This is a genomic window from Ruegeria sp. YTSA108, from assembly GCF_059610185.1.
Genome location: NZ_JBXWND010000024.1, coordinates 1 through 16,593, shown reverse-complemented (window position 1 = coordinate 16,593; position 16,593 = coordinate 1). Strand labels below are relative to the sequence as shown.

Sequence of the window (16,593 nt, the reverse complement as noted above, 5' to 3'; positions counted from 1 at the left end):
ATATTACACACCGTGCCAGAGCGGGCTTTTGCGTTGCGCCATCACAACTGAAAGCACCGTGGAAGCAAACGCGGCGAAGTTAACCACCTCAGCGAATGACATTGTGCGTCCGATACATCCGCAGAGAATGCGGGTCATACTCCATCCTTGTGACTATGAGGTCTGGTTGGTTGGCAGCGCTGCGGAGGCCTTTGAACTGCTTAAACCCTATGCCTCAGATGAGATGGATATCGTCAAATCGGGCGCAGGAGAAATGTCTGACACTAGTCTTTGAACGGCATGGTTTTTTAGCGAGTTCCGATCAATGAATGTCCGCCTACGATCGCGCCTTGGACATCCGACGATTTTTGTCAGATGACTGCACCGAGCCCATTCTTCTGAATGCTGCGAGACGTTCGAACGTTCGGCGTTGCATTTTTGTTTGTGTGGAGCGGAGGTCAGTTCAGATCAGATTTAGAAGAGGCCCACATTCGAAGACCACCTAAAAGTTAGCCTGATATTTTGGCATCCTGCGCCGCGTCCCAACCCAAATTTGCAGACATTTCACGCGCAATATGGGAGATCTGGGGACCAAGTTTTTCGCGGAACGTTGGCGTAAAGACCCGTACCGATCCGGTTGCACCGATGGACATCGTGGAACCTGGCCCGCTTGGCGCAAGGGGAGCTGCCACCGAACACATGCCGCGCTCAATCTCTTCCACGCATTCTGCGAAGCCGCGCTTGCGAATGGTGTCAAACTCGGCTTCCAAGTCCTGCACGTTTGTCAGGGTGAATTCGGTGTAGGCGCGCAGCTGGCCTTCCATTTCGCTGGTCAAAAACAAGTCGGGTGAGAATGCAGCAACGGCCTTAGAGCAGGAACAGGCATGCAAGGGTCGTTTCCCCAAACCGGGATGGAGATAGGAGACCCCAGTGTCAGGTGTTTCAACGTGAATAATTTCCACGGATTTTCCGCGCAGACGGGACAGGAAAAATGCGGTGCCATATTGTTTAGCGGCTTGCTTTAGCGCAGGCGCAATCACCTCTAGCAGTGCACGATCAGAGTGGTCACTTTTCGTGATCCGCTTCAGGCGGGAGCCGATTGTGAATGTACCACGGGCAACAGGTTCCAGTAGACCCACACCGACGAGGTCCTGCACCAACCGGTAGGCAGACGGCTTAGGCAGGTCAGAATGAGCGCAAATCTCGGCCACTGTAGCCTCGCCCTTTTGTCCAACAACTTCGAGGATGAATGTCAGGCGTTCCAGATGCATATTTTTACCTTGCGAGAATCTTTTTATCGATTTACGAGAATCTTCAAATGATCGCAAGGGAGGAATGTGAAGATGGACGGAGCATGTTGTGGCCCGGGGTATGCAAGCCCTGCCGAGGCGATCAAAGCGCCGCGTGAAAAACTCTTGTACACAATTGCCATCTACACCGGCACCGGCATTCAAAAGCCGGACTACCTAGCCACCGTGGACGCCGACCCGGAAAGCCCGACCTATTCACAAGTCATCCATCGCTTAGAGATGCCCGGCATCGGGGATGAATTGCATCACATGGGCTGGAATGCCTGTTCTTCCTGCCACGACGACGCGGGCATGAGCCGTAAATACCTGCTGGTGCCAGGCGTGCGGTCCAACAATATCCATGTGATCGACACCGCGACGGACCCGTTTGCTCCGCGCCTTCATAAGGTGATTGACGGGGCCGAGATCAAGTCAAAAACCAATCTGAGCGGCCCACACACCGTGCATTGTTTGGGCTCTGAGATCATCATTTCCTTCTTAGGTGACGCACAGGGCGAAGCGCCCGGTGGTTATCTGCACCTCAACAAAGAATTCGAGATCGTTGGTCGTTGGGAAAACTCAATGGGCGATATCCCGTTTGGTTATGACTTCTGGTACCAGCCGCGCCATAACGTGATGGTCAGTTCCGAATGGGCCGCACCCAACACATTCATGCCAGGGTTTGATTTGGAAGAAGTGGGCCACCTGAAATACGGTCGCCGCCTGCACATCTGGGATTTTGAGAAAAAGGTGCCGGTCGGGACGATGTATCTCGGCGAAGACGGCCTGATCCCGCTGGAGGTAAAGTTTCTGCATGATCCTGACAGTACACATGGGTTCTGCGGTGCCGCGCTTAGCGCCAATGTCATCCATTTCTGGAAGTCCGAAGCTGGGAAATGGGAATGGGAAAAGATCATTGATGTGGAGAATGAACCGCATCCCGAATGGCCTATTCCCGTGCCCGGTGTGATGTCGGCCATCCTTGTATCGATGGACGACAAATACCTTTACCTCAATAACTGGTTGCACGGCGATATGCGCCAGTACGACATCTCTGACCCGCATAATCCTGTTTTGACCGGGCAGGTTTGGATGGGCGGGCTTTTGGGCAAAGCGCCCGAGGTCAATGGCGTCAAAGTGGCAGGCGGGCCGCAAATGTATCAGCTCTCGCTTGATGGCAAACGGCTTTATGTCACGACCTCGCTGTTCTCGACCTGGGACAACCAGTTCTATCCGGAAATTCGCACCCAGGGCGGTGTCATGCTGATGATCGACTGTGATGTCGAAAACGGCGGTATGAAAATCAACGAAGATTTCGTTGTTGATTTTGGCAAAGAGCCAAACGGACCAAGCCGCTGCCATGAAACCCGCTATCCCGGTGGCGATTGTACAAGCGACATCTGGCTGTGAGCGAAACCCGCACAATCACAATCGCCAACCGCGATGATGCGACCTATCAGGTCGACGCCCGCCGTCCGTTGCTGGACGCTTTACGCGAACAGGGAGTCGATCTGCCCTATGGCTGCAAATACGGCGGCTGCATCACCTGTGCGGCCAAACTGACCGCTGGCGAAGTGGATCAGCGCAGGCAAGTGGCGTTGAACAATCGCCAGATCAACAATGGCTATGTTCTGCTGTGTGTGGCCCGCGCGGTGAGCGATTGCATATTGGAAATCGGCGTCGAAAGCCACGACAAACTTTATCGCAACCCCTTCCTTGATCCGCTGGAGCCGCATGAGCTGAAGGCGGATATCGCGACCCCTAAGGAGGCTTAAATGCCCGAAGCTGACATCGATCACCTGTATGATTACGCGCCCGAATATCTGGCGGACATCCTGCGTTCGGTCAAAACCATTGCGATGGTGGGGGCCAGTGGCGACAAGACCAAGTTCAGCTATGGCGTGCTGCGTGTGCTGCACGAAACGGGCTATGACATGATCCCTGTCAATCCAAACCCAAAGCTGATCGAAATTCGCGGCATACCTGTCGTTCATTCGCTGGAAGAGATCGACCGGCCCGTGGATATGGTCGAGGTCTTCCGCCCGAAAGAGGAACTTTACGCGATCACCGAGAAAGCCATTGCAATCGGCGCCAAGGTGCTTTGGGGCCAAATCGGCGTTTATGATGACCGCGCGGCCGCGCTTGCCGAAGAAGCGGGGCTGAAGGTGGTGATGAACCGCTGCCCCAAGATCGAGCTGTTCCGCCCGTTCTGGAAGCCCCGTCTTGATCTCGCAATTTGACTGAGAGCGGCACAGAAACTCATGTGACATCTGTCTGCGCATACGGCCGTAGCGGTGCCATAAATTGGCCGCTCGACGCACTATTGGACTGGCTCAAAAACCAATCGAAAAAGGAAACCAAACATGGCTCAGACAATCACCAAAAGCGCGAAAGACATCGTAAAGGTGGCCACGAAAGCGGTGCCTGCGATCAGTGCCGAAGAGGCATTGGCCTTGGTAGGCTCGCTCGATCACGTTTTTGTCGATCAGCGCGATGGTACGGAATAGGCCAAAACCGGCGTCATTGAGGGTGCTGTCGCATCGTCGCGCGGCATGATGGAATTCCACATCGACCCGGAAAGTCCTGCGCACAAGCCGGAGTTCAGTCAAGATAAGACTTACGTGTTCTATTGCGCATCGGGTGGGCGTTCTGCCATGGCGGCGGTGGTGGCCATGGATATGGGACTGTCGCCCGTTGTGAACCTGACCGGAGGCGTTGGCGCCTGGAAAAAGGCCGGGGGCGCGCTGGAATAAATCATGGAACCTTCAACAAATTTCCCAAATCTCAATATGGCAGCAAAGCCTAAAGTCGAAGGGTTCTTTGATCCTGCCAGCAACACGATTTCTTATGTCGTGAAAGACCCCGCATCTAACGCCTGTGCAATAATCGACAGCGTTCTGGATATGGATTACGCCGCCGGGCGGATCACTTACGACAGTGCCGATCGCTTGATCGACGCCATCCAGTCACAAGGCTTGTCGGTAGAATGGATCATTGAAACCCATGTCCATGCCGATCACCTGTCTGCTGCACCCTATATTCAGGATAGGCTGGGTGGCAAAATGGGCGTTGGTGCAGGCATCATCGAAATTCAGGACACCTTCGGCAAAATCTTCAACGAAGGCACGGAATTTCAACGCGACGGGTCGCAGTTTGATGCTTTATTCGAGGATGGTGACACCTACACCATTGGCGAAATGACAGCCTTTGTGATTGCCACGCCGGGCCACACACCAGCCTGCATGGTGCATGTGATTGGCGACGCCGCCTTTGCCGGTGACACGCTCTTTATGCCTGACGGCGGCTCAGCCCGCGCAGACTTTCCGGGTGGTGATGCAGGGCAGCTTTACGATTCTATCCAAACCGTGCTGAGCCTGCCCGGCGAGATGCGCCCGTTCATCTGCCACGACTATGGCCCCGGTGGGCGCGCCATCGCGTGGGAGACCACAATTGGCCAGCAACGTGCCGACAACATCCATGTGGGTGCTGGCAAATCGCGCGAAGATTTCATCAAGTTCCGAACAGAGCGTGACGCGCAACTGGCGATGCCCAAACTGATCATTCCGTCCCTGCAAGTGAACATGCGGGCCGGCGAAATCCCGTGCGACGAAAGCGGCGCACCTATGCTGAAAGTTCCACTCAATGGCCTATGAGGGCGAAATGCAAAACGATGATTTGATCCTGAGGGCTGACATCGATGGCGTTACCGTTCTGACTCTGAACGCGCCCAAGTCGATTAATGCGTTGTCAGAGGCGATGCTACGCGCTCTGTCTGACACATTTGACGAAATCGCAGAAGATCGCAGTGTCAAAGCAGTGATCTTGCGTACCGGCGGCAATCACTTTTGCGCGGGTCATAACCTCAAAGAAATGTCGGCGCGCCGGGCGGATGCCGACGGTGGGTTTCAGTATTTCCAAGACCTGTTTGCGACGTGTTCGGCGATGATGCTTCGGGTGGTGCGCTTGCCGCAACCTGTAATCGCCGAGGTCAAAGGGATTGCCACAGCGGCGGGGTGTCAGCTTGTTGCGTCCTGTGATCTGGCGGTGGCCGCCGACAACGCAACTTTCGCAACATCGGGCGTGAATATCGGGCTATTCTGCTCAACCCCGATGGTCGCGCTTTCGCGCAATGTGCCGCGCAAGCTGGCGATGGAAATGTTGCTTTTGGGGGAATTCTTGCCCGCAGCCCGCGTCGCCGAAATGGGGTTGGTCAACCGCGTGGTGCCCTTGGCGGAACTGGAAGCGGCATCCACAGAAATGGCTAGGATCATTGCCTACAAATCGCCGTCCGCCGTCAAGATCGGCAAGCGTGCCTATTACGAACAGCTCGAAATGCCGCTGGAAGAGGCCTACGCCTTTGCCGGTCGCACGATGGCGGAAAACATGATGGCCAAAGATGCCGAGGCCGGTATCGGGGCCTTCACCCGCAAAGAACCGATGCCTAAATGGACCGGGGAATGATCTACGAGGGCCCGGAGCTTGCCCGTAATGCAGCGAACCACACCGCCCTGTCACCGGTTTCGATCCTCAAACGCGTCGAGCGCGTGCACCCAAAGCAACCTACTCGCAAATGACGGCGAATGCCCATTTCACTTGGCGAACTTGACAATTTGCCCCTTTCGGCGGTCCTCCAAAACGTGGCGATTGAGGAGATGTTGGATGCCTGACAATCAGGAACAGGACACATTTGCCGCCCTCGAAAGGCGCGAATGGGCCAAGTGCGATGTGGCACAGTCCTATGCCGAGGTGTTTGCCAAGGCGGCGGACATGGTTGTCCCACACCTGGTCGCTGCGGTTTGTGCTGGACCGGACACTCGTGTGCTCGATTTGTGCTGCGGACATGGCAATGTATCCGCAGGCCTTTTCAACACAGGTGCTCGCGTAACGGGCCTTGATTTCTCACCCGCCATGCTTGAGATGGCGCGGCTGGCGGTGCCACAGGCTCAGTTCGTTGAAGGCGATGCGGTGGCCTTGAGCTTTGAAGACAATACGTTTGACGCTGTAACAATTGGCTTTGGAATGCCGAATATGCCGGACCCCCCGAAAGTGTTGGCAGAAGTTCGCCGTGTTTTGCGCGACGGCGGTCGGCTGGCGTATTCGGTGTGGTGCGGGCCCGAATTTGACACTGCGCTGGGGTATGTTTTTGGCGCCATTGAGGAACACGGGTCGCCAGAGATTGCCTTGCCACCGGGTCCCGGGGCAAATGATTATGCCGATCCGACTATCGCCTTTCCCGTACTCGCCAAGGCCGGTTTTTCAGATTGCCATCAAACCATCGTCGCGTCGAAATGGCAGGTTAGTGATCCGGGCGCACCGTTCGATTTCTTTCTTGAAGAAACGGCCCGAGGTGGCGCCCTTTTGCGCCCTCAACCTACAACGAATTTGGCCGCAATCCGAGTGGCGGTTGTGGCCAAAGTTCTGGCAAAGCACGGTGTGGGTCCTGAATGGGACGTGCCAATTCCGTCTGTCGTGACCTCGGCGGTCGTTGCCTAGCCGATCGGAACGATGTGCTGAAATGGGCGTCGTCGCCATTCATCCAAGTGTCCGGATTGTCCCGCGTTTTGTCTGTTCACACGCGTGCCGCAAAAGTCGTTTCGTACCAGAGCGGCCCTCGGTGCAAGTCGCGGCATAGGTTTAAGGAGAGCCCAAAATGATCCAGACCGCGATAGCCAAGAATGTCATCTAAGCGCAGCTATGCCGACTTTGCTAAAGTGCATACATGGCTCACGATGGACATTCGCCAATTCAAACCGCAATTTCTCCAAAGCTTCCGTTCTCAATGTTGAGCCCAACAATCGAGGCTATGACTTATCGAGTCATTTTCAGACCAACTTCGGCAGCCACACTCCTACTTGCATCATCGTGACAAAGCCGAGAGCTGAGTATTCCCACAAATGGAAAATTGATGTTATATAGAGAAATAGGAATATTAATTCTTGAGATGTAAGTCACGGGCACCACCGGGCGATCTTGAGTTGGGAGGTCTATATGCTTCGAGCTTTTGTTTATTCTATCTCACTGGGGCTGGCATCATCGACGGTCTTTGCCGACGCTGTTCCTAGCGAAGAAGCGGCGGAAGGCTTGTTCTCAAAGCAGCCGTATTCACCATATGCGAACCGGACTTTCCCTGAGCGCCCGCTGTGGGGAGACTCGCATCTTCACACCGGACTTTCGCTGGATGCAGGTGCTTTCGGGAACACACTGTTACCCGATGAAGCTTGGCGCTTTGCAAAAGGCGAACAGGTCATTTCATCCACGGGTCAACCAGTAAGACTGGCCCGGCCTCTCGACTGGATGGTTCTCACGGATCACACTGACCTGATGGGATTTGCCCCGGACCTTCAGGCTGGTAAGCCGGGCGTCCTTGCGGATTCAAAAGGATTGGAATGGTACGAAGGTTACAAGGCAGGTGGCGAAGAGGCCGGCAAAGCGGCGTTCGACATCATCACCAACTTTTCGCAAATGACCCTGCCAGAAGTTCTTCTGGAATCTTACAGCCCGGGTGCTGACGCTTTTGCTTTTACTTGGGAGCAAATCGTTCTGGCTGCGGAAGAACATAACGACCCCGGCAATTTCACGGCGTTCATCGGATTCGAATGGACCTCTGTACCCAAGGGTTTCAATCTGCATCGAAACGTCATGCTGCGTGATGGGCCGATCAGGGCGCTTCAGATGGTGCCGCCGGTCACGCAACCACCCTTTGGTGATACCGACCCAAAGGCGCTATATGCATGGCTGGAAGACTATCAAGAAAAAACGGGCGGTCGGGCGGTAGCTTTCGCCCATAACGGCAACCTTTCGAACGGATGGATGTTCCCGACCGAAGACACCTATCACGGTGGCAAGGTAGACGAGGAATATGTGGCCGCCCGCGCGAAATGGGAACCCCACTATGAAGTCACGCAGATCAAGGGCGACGGCGAAGCGCACCCCTTCCTGAGCCCCGATGATGAATTCGCGGATTACGAAAACTGGGACGTCGGCAACCTCGACATAACCGAGTTGAAAACCGATGACATGCTGGCTGGCGAATACGCCCGAGAAGCTTTGAAGCGCGGTTTGTTGTTAGAAGAAAAGTTCGGCGTTAACCCATATAAGTTCGGCATGGGCGGAGCAACGGACAGCCATACGTCTCTGGCGACTGCCGAAGAAGACAACTTCTTTGGAAAATCCGTCAGCGTTGAACCATCGGCCACGAGAATAAAGCATCCTTTCATCGCCAATGACCTTGGCGAAATTCCTGGCGACCTTCTTGTCGCATCGGGATACACGGCAGTTTGGGCGACCGATAATACTCGCGCTGCAATCTTCGATGCGTTCAAGCGACGCGAAACCTATGCAACCACCGGACCTCGGATCGGCCTGCGGTTCTTTGGCGGTTGGGGTTTCAGTGACGCGGATGTTGAAACACGCTTCCTTGCAGATGTGGGCTACACCAAAGGTGTTCCGATGGGCTCGGATCTGCGACCTCGCGAGGGTGAAGGTGCGCCCGCATTCCTGATCGCTGCACTACGCGACCCGGTTGGTGCCAATCTGGATCGCGTGCAGGTGGTAAAGGGTTGGCTGGATTCTGAAGGGGCCTTGCAGGAAAAGGTTTACGATGTGGCGTGGTCGGACAACCGTGTTGCTGACCAAAACGGCAAGATCCCTGCGGTTGGAAACACAGTTGATGTTGAAACCGCCAGTTGGACCAACACGATTGGAACTGCCGAACTTGTAACCGTTTGGTCTGATCCTGAATTCGATCCAAATGCACGCGCATTTTATTACGTACGTGCGATCGAAATTCCAACACCGCGTTGGATCCTTTACGATGAGCTGAGATTTGGCGCCGAATTGCCCGAAGACGCGGTGCTCACACATCAGGAACGCGCTTACTCTTCCCCGATTTGGTATACACCGGCAGAGTAACACTGCCGATCACGGCGTTGGCAACCGAGGTAGAAGCCTTTACCTCGGCCCATTCACCAGACGATTGATTTGTGCGTAGCGTTGATTTTCTTGCAATGCTCAATCGACTGATGTCAGCATCGATACGTAAAACCGGAGCGCGTTTCATGCAGGAGCCTTCATGCGAATATTGAAAGAACCCCTGTTCCATTTTTTCCTGATTGGAGCAGCTATTTTCATTTGGTTCCAAATAGTTGCGCCGGAAAACGAGACTGTCGAAGATTTTGTGACAATAACAATCGACGAAAACGATATCGCGCTTTTGTCTGATCAGTTTGAAGCACGGTGGAAACGGCGCCCAAGCGGTGCCGAGCTGCAAGCTTTGACTGATGCAACAATTCGCGAAGAGGTACTGGTCAGAGAAGCCAGAAAGCTTGGCCTTGATCGCGGAGACTCTGTGATCCGGTCTCGTCTCAGTCAAAAAATGGATTTCCTGACCGAAGCGATCGCCACGTCTGTTGTTCCGGAAGACGAAGATTTAGAGGCCTTTTTGCAAAACAACTCGGAGCGCTATGCGACGCCCAGCAAGCTGGCCTTCATTCAGGTCTTTATTGGTGAGGAGCCAAACAAAGCTGAAATCGAGGGGGTCTTGGCCGCCCTGCGCGCGGGAGATGAGGTTTCCGACCTGGGCGCCTCGACACTGCTGCCCGCATCTATGCCCTTGACTGCGACCAGAGTGATAGACTCGGTCTTTGGATCTGGCTTTTCCAAGGGTCTTACAACATTGGATAAAGGTCAGTGGGCTGGCCCGATCCAGTCGGGTTACGGGGTCCATCTGGTTCAGGTGCAAGACATCGAACCTAGTCAAATACCCCCATTGTCAGAAATTCACGATGCCGTGCTGCGGGATTGGCGTCGCGTGATGAGCGAAGATCTGGCGCAAGCGCAATATGAGATTCTTGCTGCCAACTATGAGATCATAGTGCCCGCTCTCTCAGGTCAAACCAAATGAAAGCTGTATTTGGCCTACTGTTTGCCTTGCTGATTGCGTGGGTTGCAGGAAATGCCTCGGCGCATGCGCTTGATCCGGGGTACTTGGAAATTCGCCAAATCACATCGGACACCTGGAGCGTTCATTGGCGAAAACCCGATGTGAATGGTCAACCCATGGCGATTGATGTCATGGCGCCGGATGGTTGCACCCCGGCGCGCGGCCCTACCCCAATTTCCGATGGCAGAGCATGGGTTTCTTCCTGGGTTATCGAGTGCCGCGGGGATATTGCGGGCCAACCCATCCAGATAGAAGGTCTGGAGGTTCAAAAGAACGACGTATTGGTCCGAGTGCAGCCCCTGCAGGCTGAGCCCACGACGCTTCGGTTCACACCAGAGACAGCCGTTCAGAACATACCTTCTGAACAGACCACATGGTCTGTTTTCACCGCGTATTTCCAGTTGGGTTTTGAACACATACTGGAAGGTTGGGATCATCTGCTGTTTGTCTTCGCGTTGTTTGTTCTGGTCCGCGATCCGTGGAGACTGGTGGGAGCAGTCACAGCATTCACACTGGCGCATTCAATAACACTGGCATTGGCAACGCTTGGTTTTCTGAATGTCCCTGGTCCGCCGGTCGAGGCCATCATTGCGCTTTCTATTGTTTTTCTGGCGATGGAAATTGTTAAGGTTGGCGACGGGCGTTTCCGACTTTCAAAGCAGAAGCCCTGGGTCGTTTGTTTCGGGTTTGGGCTTTTGCATGGCCTTGGTTTTGCAGGCGCTTTGGCCGATATCGGACTACCCTCAAACGATATTCCTGCAGCCTTGCTTGCCTTCAACCTGGGCGTCGAGGCCGGCCAGTTGAGTTTTGTCGGGGCCTTGGCACTTCTTGTCGCGATCTGGCGGTTGATAGCACGTCCAGTTAGCCAAAGGGCGACTGTGATTACAGCCTATGGCATCGGGTCGGTATCGATGTACTGGCTCATAGAACGCATAAGTGGATTCTGAAGCGCTTTGCCTCGGTGTCGGTTCAGGTGCAACCGCGCAGAATGCGCCTGCGCACAAAAGCCCACTTCGTCGTATGCCCAACGTTTGTTGTCTAGCCCCCATGTTCTGGGCCATTTCGGACTAGAGTTTCGGGGACTGGTGGGCGCATGTTGAGGGCCTGATGGGGTCGGGTGTGGTTGTATTGCCTGAGCCAGCAATTGATCACGATCTGTGTCTGCTTGGTCGTTGTGAACCATTCGGAATTGAGAACCTCGCGGCGGAGCGTTCCATTGAACCTCTCGTTGTATCCGTTCTCCCAGGGAGAGCCCCGGGTAGATCCGGATCGGGTTCACACCGACCTTCTCGAGCCAACTCTGGGTTGCTCGTGAAGAGAACTCTGGGCCGTTATCGCTTCGAACGAAATCAGGCTTTCCGTGGCGCAGGAACAGCCCGTAGAGAACCTCCAGCACATCTTCAGAACCCATGCGGGTCCGAACTTCCACTGCAAGCGCCTGGCGGGTGTATTCATCCAGAACCGTGAGCATCTTGTAGCTCCGCCCATTGCTCAGCTTGTCGTGAACGAAATCGACGCTCCAGACATGGTTGGGATGCGTCGGTCGGAGCCGAATGATCGAACTGTCCTTGTGGTACAGGCGACGCTTCTTCTTGTGCCGCTGCGGGAGTTGCAGACCTTCCTCCCGCCACAGCCGTTCTACCTTCTTGTGATTGACACGCCAGCCCTCAACCCGAAGCAGCTGCGCCACCTTACGGTAGCCATACCGGCCATAGCTCTTGGCCAGACGGATCATGGCCAGTCGAAGAGCATCATCGTTCTTCTCTACGGCCTGGTATTGCATGGAGCTGCGTGCAAGTCCGACCACCTTGCAGGTGCGACGCTCTGATGTGCCAAGCTTCTGGCGAGCATGAATGACGGCCTGACGAAGTTGGCTCGTCGTCAGGCCCTCGGTTTTAGGTAGTTCAGACTTTCTTTGAGGATCAGCTTGTCCAGTTCCAGTTCGGCCACGATCTTCTTCAGCCGGGCATTTTCTTTCTCCAGGCTGCGCAACTCCGACAGTTGCGACTTGCCCATGCCACCGAACCGACGCCGCCAATTGTAGTAGGTCGCATCGCTGACACCAACACCACGACAGGCTGTCCGAACATCGTCGCCATCTGCCAGCTTCAGTTCAATCTCACGCAGCAGCTTCAGAATGTCTTCGTCCGAGTATCGCTTCCGAGCCATCTCTTGTTCCCCCTTCTCGGCCAAAGTAGTGGCCCAATTTTAGGGGGCAAAGACAATGCAGGGCAGCGTGTGGCGGGAAGACGGTTTGCTTTACGTTCGCGCAAGTCTGATCCGCGCCGCTGATGCACAGGTTTTGTGGAGTGAGCGTTTCATAGAAGGTACCCAAGGCCTCAGCATCACCGGCATTCAGGAAAAAATTGCGTCACAATTCGCATCTCGCATCGGGCAACAGCACGGCTATGTGCTACGCGACGTGCGCGGAACGCGGCTCGATAATCCGAACGATCACAGTTTGCGGGGCTTTTCCTGTGTGGCGAGTGCGCAGATTTACCGGCGCACCTACCACCGCGATGAGTATCCGGCAGTACGGGAATGTCTGGAAGCGACTGTTCTCGAAGACCCTGACTATGCCCGCGCCTGGGCCATGCTTGCATATGTTCGCAACGATGCAGCCCGTTTCGGACATGAGACCGACCTGTCGAGAGAGGCGGCATTTGATCTGGCGCGCGACGCTGCGACTCGCGCGCTCGATCTGGACCCGCAAGATACCGACGCACTCCAGGCGATGTCGCATGTTGAGCAATACGCTGGCGATATGGAGCGTTCGATAGACTATGCGCGAAAAGCGGTAGAGGTGAACCCGAACGATCCGGCAGCGGTCGCCAACCTTGCCATCCGATACGCGATCGCCGGCCGTTTTTCAGAGGCAGCACCAACCATGCGCCGGGCCATCGATGCGTCGGTCGCGCCGCCGCCATTTTACTATCACGTGCTAACCGCTGACAGTTTGCTCAAAAAGGACTGGCCAGAAATGCTCGCAAACGCAGACAGGGCTGCCATCGATGGGTGGTCGTTCGGTCAGGCGATGCTTGCCATCGCACACAACCAGCTTGCTAACACCGAGGCCTCTAAAGCAGCTTTTGATGCAATGGCTGAACTCGACCCGCTGCTTGCCAACGACCCGAGGTCTTGGCTCCAAGGGCACAACATGCACCCAACTGTGGTCGACGCCGTTTATGAGGGTCTTGCCGAAACACGCGCAGCGTTGTCGAAGTGAAAAGCAGGGCGGTTGACCATTGTTTTCGATATTTAATTTCGACAGAATTGCGAAGTGGACAACTTCCCTCGCGATTTACTCGTCTTGAGACCGGAAAATTATTGCAATCAGTTGCTGGCAAATAGCATTTTATAGAACGATTTCGGCAGTCGACCTCGTCCGCAACTCGGTCATAGGCCTTTCCGACATCGTTGCGGCCACGACCAACGGCCGCATGTTAGGTTGCGATGCAGCGCGTGTCTAATGCGCTCGTTTTGCTGAATGAGCGAAGGTCGCGATTTCAATTCGACTGCTTTGGGCTCAATGCGGTCATACAAGTGTATTGAGAGGAACGTCTTCTTTCAAAAAGAAAACGCTTTCATCACGCATTTTAACTGCGTTCGACAACGGCGTTTGCGCCCTCCCGCAACCAAATACAACAGAACCGCCCGTCGGATCTACAAACAGCCCACCGGACTGTTTGCTGCACGATCTCACCTCGTCAGGACCATGTCCTGAAGGCCAAAGGTTCAAACCCTACTCCAAAAATCAGCTTTAGAACGAAAATTACAAATGCTTACACGCCGATCAACGCCAAACATTCCGTAAAAAATAATGCCTGTATCCCTCCGTCAGAGCCTAAAACATCGCCTGTGACATTGGAATAAACGCCTCTTATATGGCTTTGAAATCAGGCTATCGCATGAATCGGACCTTTCTCGACGGATTCAGGCATTACTCTTCAAGGGGATACTCTCAAATTCAACATCTCTGACGCTATATCGACTTTGATGCCCGCCAAGTTTAGTGCGCGCTCAAGCATCAGGGCCAAGCAGCAATACTTGGATATCTGCAACATTGGTTCCGGTCGCACCAGTCATCAGAAGATCACCCGATAGTCCCAATGCCCGGTGACTGTCGTTGTTTGCCAACAGCGTGGACGGATTTTGCCCCGCATCGCGGATACGGTCGAATGTTCCCACATCCACAATCGCACCCGCTGCGGGGGTCGGACCATCACGGCCATCTGTTCCACCGCTGAGGAAAATCCAGTTGCCGGGAATAGCTTCCCCTTGCGCCAGTTGGGCGACGCGCAGCGCTAGTTCCTGATTGCGCCCACCAAGACCCGCACCCAGCAGCCGGACGGTTGTCTCCCCTCCGAAAAGCAGAGCGACCGGGCGGTCGGAAGCCACAGAACGGGCCGCTTGCAGAATCTGACGTGCAGCGTCGGACACGTCTCCTGTCAGTGCTTTGGAGGCAATTTCAGCCCGACAAAACTGCGCCGCACAGCGATGCGCAGCCTCAAGGCTTATCGTGTTCGACCCGATCAGATGATTTGTCGCTTCAACTGCTATCGTCTGTTCAGGAACGCTGTGTTCTAGATGGTCCCGCACGGATTGGGGAAGACGCTTCCAGATGCCAGCCCCAATGCAGATCCTGCGGGCATCGGCTTGGGTTCCGATGGGTGGAGAAGTGGGGCCGCTGGCAACGGCACGCAGGTCATCTCCGATCACATCCGACAGAATATAGGCTGTGACCGGTGCAGGTGAACCGTGTCGCAGAAACCCTCCGCCCTTGAGCTGGCTCAGATGCTGGCGCACCAGGTTCATGTGCACGATGTCCAATCCGGAAGACAACAAGAGCTCGTTGACCACAATCTTATCCGATAGGGACAATCCGTCCACAGGTGCCGGAACAAGGGCCGATCCCCCGCCAGAGATCAGCGCTATGATCTGATCTTGCTCGCGTGCTGCGCTGAGCAGATCAATGATCTGGCGACCGGCTTTGAGGCCCCGTTCGTCCGGAACGGGGTGTGCACTGTTCAACACAGTTGCACCGGGTACGACCGCTTGGTTTTCGGAATGGGTCACGGCCAGAGCGACATGATCACCCTGAACGTTTTGCAAGGCTTCCGCCATCATGGCTGGGGCCGCTTTGCCAATCGCGATTAGGATGCTGCGCCCACCCTGTTTGGGCGCAGGCAATGGGGCTGATTGCAGCCGTCTGCTCAGGGATACCGCCGGATCTGCCGCGGCTATGGCTTCGGCAAATATGTTGGCGGCACAATCGCGTTGAGACATGGACGATTGTAAAGTCATGAGGCGATCATGCTGCTGCGATTTGACGGGCCTTTTCAACCATAACTTCAGCTTGACGGATCGAAGCATAGTCGATCAGGCGGCCATCCAACGAAACAGCTCCCTTTCCCGCTGCTTCGGCTTCGGCCATTGCTTCGAGAATGCGTTGTGCCTTGGTGACTTCGGCGTCGCCCGGCGACATAACATCGTTTGCCAGTGAAATCTGGCTGGGATGGATGGCCCATTTGCCCTCGCAGCCTAATACTGCCGCGCGCTTTGCGGCGGCTTTGTAGCCGTCCGGGTCTTGGAAGTCTCCAAAAGGGCCGTCGATCGGGCGCAAACCATTGGCGCGGGCAGCCACAACCATGCGGGCAAGCGCATAGTGCCACATATCTCCCCAATGGGTCAGGCGTCCTCCGTCCGTATCGGCGTCAGTCAGAACGGAATAATCCGGGTTAACACCGCCGATAATAGTCGTCCGCGCGCGGGTCGAGGCGGCATAGTCGGCTACGCCGAAATGCAGGCTTTCGTTACGTTTCGACGCCGCCGCGATCTCACTGACGTTCTGCATCCCCAACGCAGTTTCGATGATATGCTCGAATCCGATGCGCTTTTTGTACCCCTTTGCATCCTCGATTTGCGTGACCATCATGTCGACGGCATAGACATCTGCCGCGGTGCCGACCTTGGGGATCATGATCAGATCAAGTCGTTCGCCAGCCTGTTCAACCACATCCACCACATCGCGGTACATGTAATGCGTGTCGAGCCCGTTGATGCGTACCGACATGGTCTTGCTGCCCCAGTCGATGTCGTTCAGAGCCTCAATGATGTTTTTGCGGGCCTGTTCTTTCTCGTCCGGCGCGACGGCGTCCTCCAGATCAAGGAAGATGACATCCACGTCCGATTGTGCGGCCTTTTCGAACATTCCGGGTTGGCTGCCAGGCACGGCGAGTTCGCTACGGTTTAGGCGGGCAGGAGCCTGTTCGATGGAATGAAAGCTCATGGGTTGGTGTCCTTCAGTTTACAAGTTTGGATAGATAGGGAATCTGGCGCAGAGGTTTGCGACTTCGGTTTTGACTTTGGCCTCGACCTCACCGT

At 55.1% G+C, this 16,593-nt stretch carries 18 protein-coding genes; 13 read left to right on the top strand and 5 right to left on the bottom strand.

From position 1 onward, the window contains the following. Nucleotides 1-274: SOS response-associated peptidase family protein (locus tag AC2FHW_RS19525; protein ID WP_496822491.1), on the top strand; the 274-nt coding region annotated here is incomplete at its 5' end. 214 nt (nucleotides 275-488) lie between these two features. Here the strand turns inward: AC2FHW_RS19525 and AC2FHW_RS19520 are convergent. Next, the gene (locus AC2FHW_RS19520) at nucleotides 489-1,250 is read right to left on the bottom strand and encodes an IclR family transcriptional regulator (protein ID WP_496822489.1); all 762 of its coding nucleotides are present in this window, start codon (nucleotides 1,248-1,250) and stop codon (nucleotides 489-491) included. Between the two features lie 72 nt (nucleotides 1,251-1,322). Here AC2FHW_RS19520 and AC2FHW_RS19515 point away from each other — a divergent pair, with 72 nt between their 5' ends. The 11 genes from AC2FHW_RS19515 (at nucleotide 1,323) to AC2FHW_RS19465 (ending at nucleotide 11,156) form a co-directional block, all read left to right on the top strand. Continuing rightward, entirely contained in the window at nucleotides 1,323-2,678 is a 1,356-nt protein-coding gene (locus tag AC2FHW_RS19515; RefSeq protein WP_496703445.1) for a selenium-binding family protein, read from the top strand. Further along, the gene (locus AC2FHW_RS19510; RefSeq protein ID WP_142640391.1) at nucleotides 2,675-3,043 is read left to right on the top strand and encodes a 2Fe-2S iron-sulfur cluster-binding protein; all 369 of its coding nucleotides are present in this window, start codon (nucleotides 2,675-2,677) and stop codon (nucleotides 3,041-3,043) included. Before AC2FHW_RS19515 ends, AC2FHW_RS19510 begins: the two co-directional genes overlap by 4 nt. After that, a complete protein-coding gene (locus AC2FHW_RS19505) occupies nucleotides 3,044-3,508 on the top strand; it encodes a CoA-binding protein (protein WP_142640390.1) in 465 nt (154 codons plus the stop codon). Between the two features lie 123 nt (nucleotides 3,509-3,631). Beyond that, a complete protein-coding gene (locus tag AC2FHW_RS19500; protein ID WP_334223335.1) occupies nucleotides 3,632-3,775 on the top strand; it encodes a hypothetical protein in 144 nt (47 codons plus the stop codon). A 45-nt stretch (nucleotides 3,776-3,820) separates the two neighbouring features. Next, nucleotides 3,821-4,021, top strand: a complete 201-nt coding sequence (locus tag AC2FHW_RS19495) for a rhodanese-like domain-containing protein (RefSeq protein ID WP_334223334.1) — start codon at nucleotides 3,821-3,823, stop codon at nucleotides 4,019-4,021. A gap of 36 nt (nucleotides 4,022-4,057) precedes the next feature. Next, a complete protein-coding gene (locus AC2FHW_RS19490) occupies nucleotides 4,058-4,921 on the top strand; it encodes an MBL fold metallo-hydrolase (protein ID WP_496822486.1) in 864 nt (287 codons plus the stop codon). A gap of 7 nt (nucleotides 4,922-4,928) precedes the next feature. Then, nucleotides 4,929-5,729 carry an enoyl-CoA hydratase gene (locus AC2FHW_RS19485; RefSeq protein ID WP_496789071.1) on the top strand — a complete coding sequence of 267 codons (801 nt, stop codon included), beginning with the start codon at nucleotides 4,929-4,931 and terminating at the stop codon, nucleotides 5,727-5,729. A 198-nt stretch (nucleotides 5,730-5,927) separates the two neighbouring features. Continuing rightward, nucleotides 5,928-6,761: a methyltransferase domain-containing protein gene (locus tag AC2FHW_RS19480; RefSeq protein ID WP_271952698.1), complete on the top strand. Its 834-nt coding sequence runs from the start codon at nucleotides 5,928-5,930 to the stop codon at nucleotides 6,759-6,761. A gap of 495 nt (nucleotides 6,762-7,256) precedes the next feature. Then, a complete protein-coding gene (locus AC2FHW_RS19475; protein WP_496822484.1) occupies nucleotides 7,257-9,179 on the top strand; it encodes a DUF3604 domain-containing protein in 1,923 nt (640 codons plus the stop codon). A gap of 160 nt (nucleotides 9,180-9,339) precedes the next feature. Then, nucleotides 9,340-10,170: a peptidyl-prolyl cis-trans isomerase gene (locus AC2FHW_RS19470; RefSeq protein WP_271952694.1), complete on the top strand. Its 831-nt coding sequence runs from the start codon at nucleotides 9,340-9,342 to the stop codon at nucleotides 10,168-10,170. Next, nucleotides 10,167-11,156, top strand: coding sequence for a HupE/UreJ family protein (locus AC2FHW_RS19465; RefSeq protein WP_271952692.1), 990 nt, complete (start codon nucleotides 10,167-10,169; stop codon nucleotides 11,154-11,156). Before AC2FHW_RS19470 ends, AC2FHW_RS19465 begins: the two co-directional genes overlap by 4 nt. On the opposite strand, the gene AC2FHW_RS19460 is transcribed toward AC2FHW_RS19465, so the two are convergent. Together AC2FHW_RS19460 and AC2FHW_RS19455 are read right to left on the bottom strand one after the other, a co-directional pair. After that, complete coding sequence (locus AC2FHW_RS19460) at nucleotides 11,099-12,064, bottom strand: DDE-type integrase/transposase/recombinase (RefSeq protein WP_271952709.1); 966 nt, start codon at nucleotides 12,062-12,064, stop codon at nucleotides 11,099-11,101. The two genes, AC2FHW_RS19465 and AC2FHW_RS19460, sit on opposite strands and share 58 nt — an antisense overlap. Nucleotides 12,065-12,090: 26 nt before the next feature. Next, nucleotides 12,091-12,378, bottom strand: a complete 288-nt coding sequence (locus AC2FHW_RS19455; protein WP_171127984.1) for a transposase — start codon at nucleotides 12,376-12,378, stop codon at nucleotides 12,091-12,093. Between the two features lie 55 nt (nucleotides 12,379-12,433). On the opposite strand from AC2FHW_RS19455, the gene AC2FHW_RS19450 reads away from it, so the two are divergent. After that, nucleotides 12,434-13,435 carry a hypothetical protein gene (locus AC2FHW_RS19450; protein WP_496822482.1) on the top strand — a complete coding sequence of 334 codons (1,002 nt, stop codon included), beginning with the start codon at nucleotides 12,434-12,436 and terminating at the stop codon, nucleotides 13,433-13,435. 794 nt (nucleotides 13,436-14,229) lie between these two features. Here the strand turns inward: AC2FHW_RS19450 and AC2FHW_RS19445 are convergent. Together AC2FHW_RS19445 and AC2FHW_RS19440 are read right to left on the bottom strand one after the other, a co-directional pair. After that, nucleotides 14,230-15,513: a glycerate kinase type-2 family protein gene (locus tag AC2FHW_RS19445; RefSeq protein ID WP_281996144.1), complete on the bottom strand. Its 1,284-nt coding sequence runs from the start codon at nucleotides 15,511-15,513 to the stop codon at nucleotides 14,230-14,232. A 7-nt stretch (nucleotides 15,514-15,520) separates the two neighbouring features. Continuing rightward, the gene (locus tag AC2FHW_RS19440) at nucleotides 15,521-16,498 is read right to left on the bottom strand and encodes an HpcH/HpaI aldolase/citrate lyase family protein (protein ID WP_142640422.1); all 978 of its coding nucleotides are present in this window, start codon (nucleotides 16,496-16,498) and stop codon (nucleotides 15,521-15,523) included. Nucleotides 16,499-16,593 lie beyond the last annotated feature (95 nt).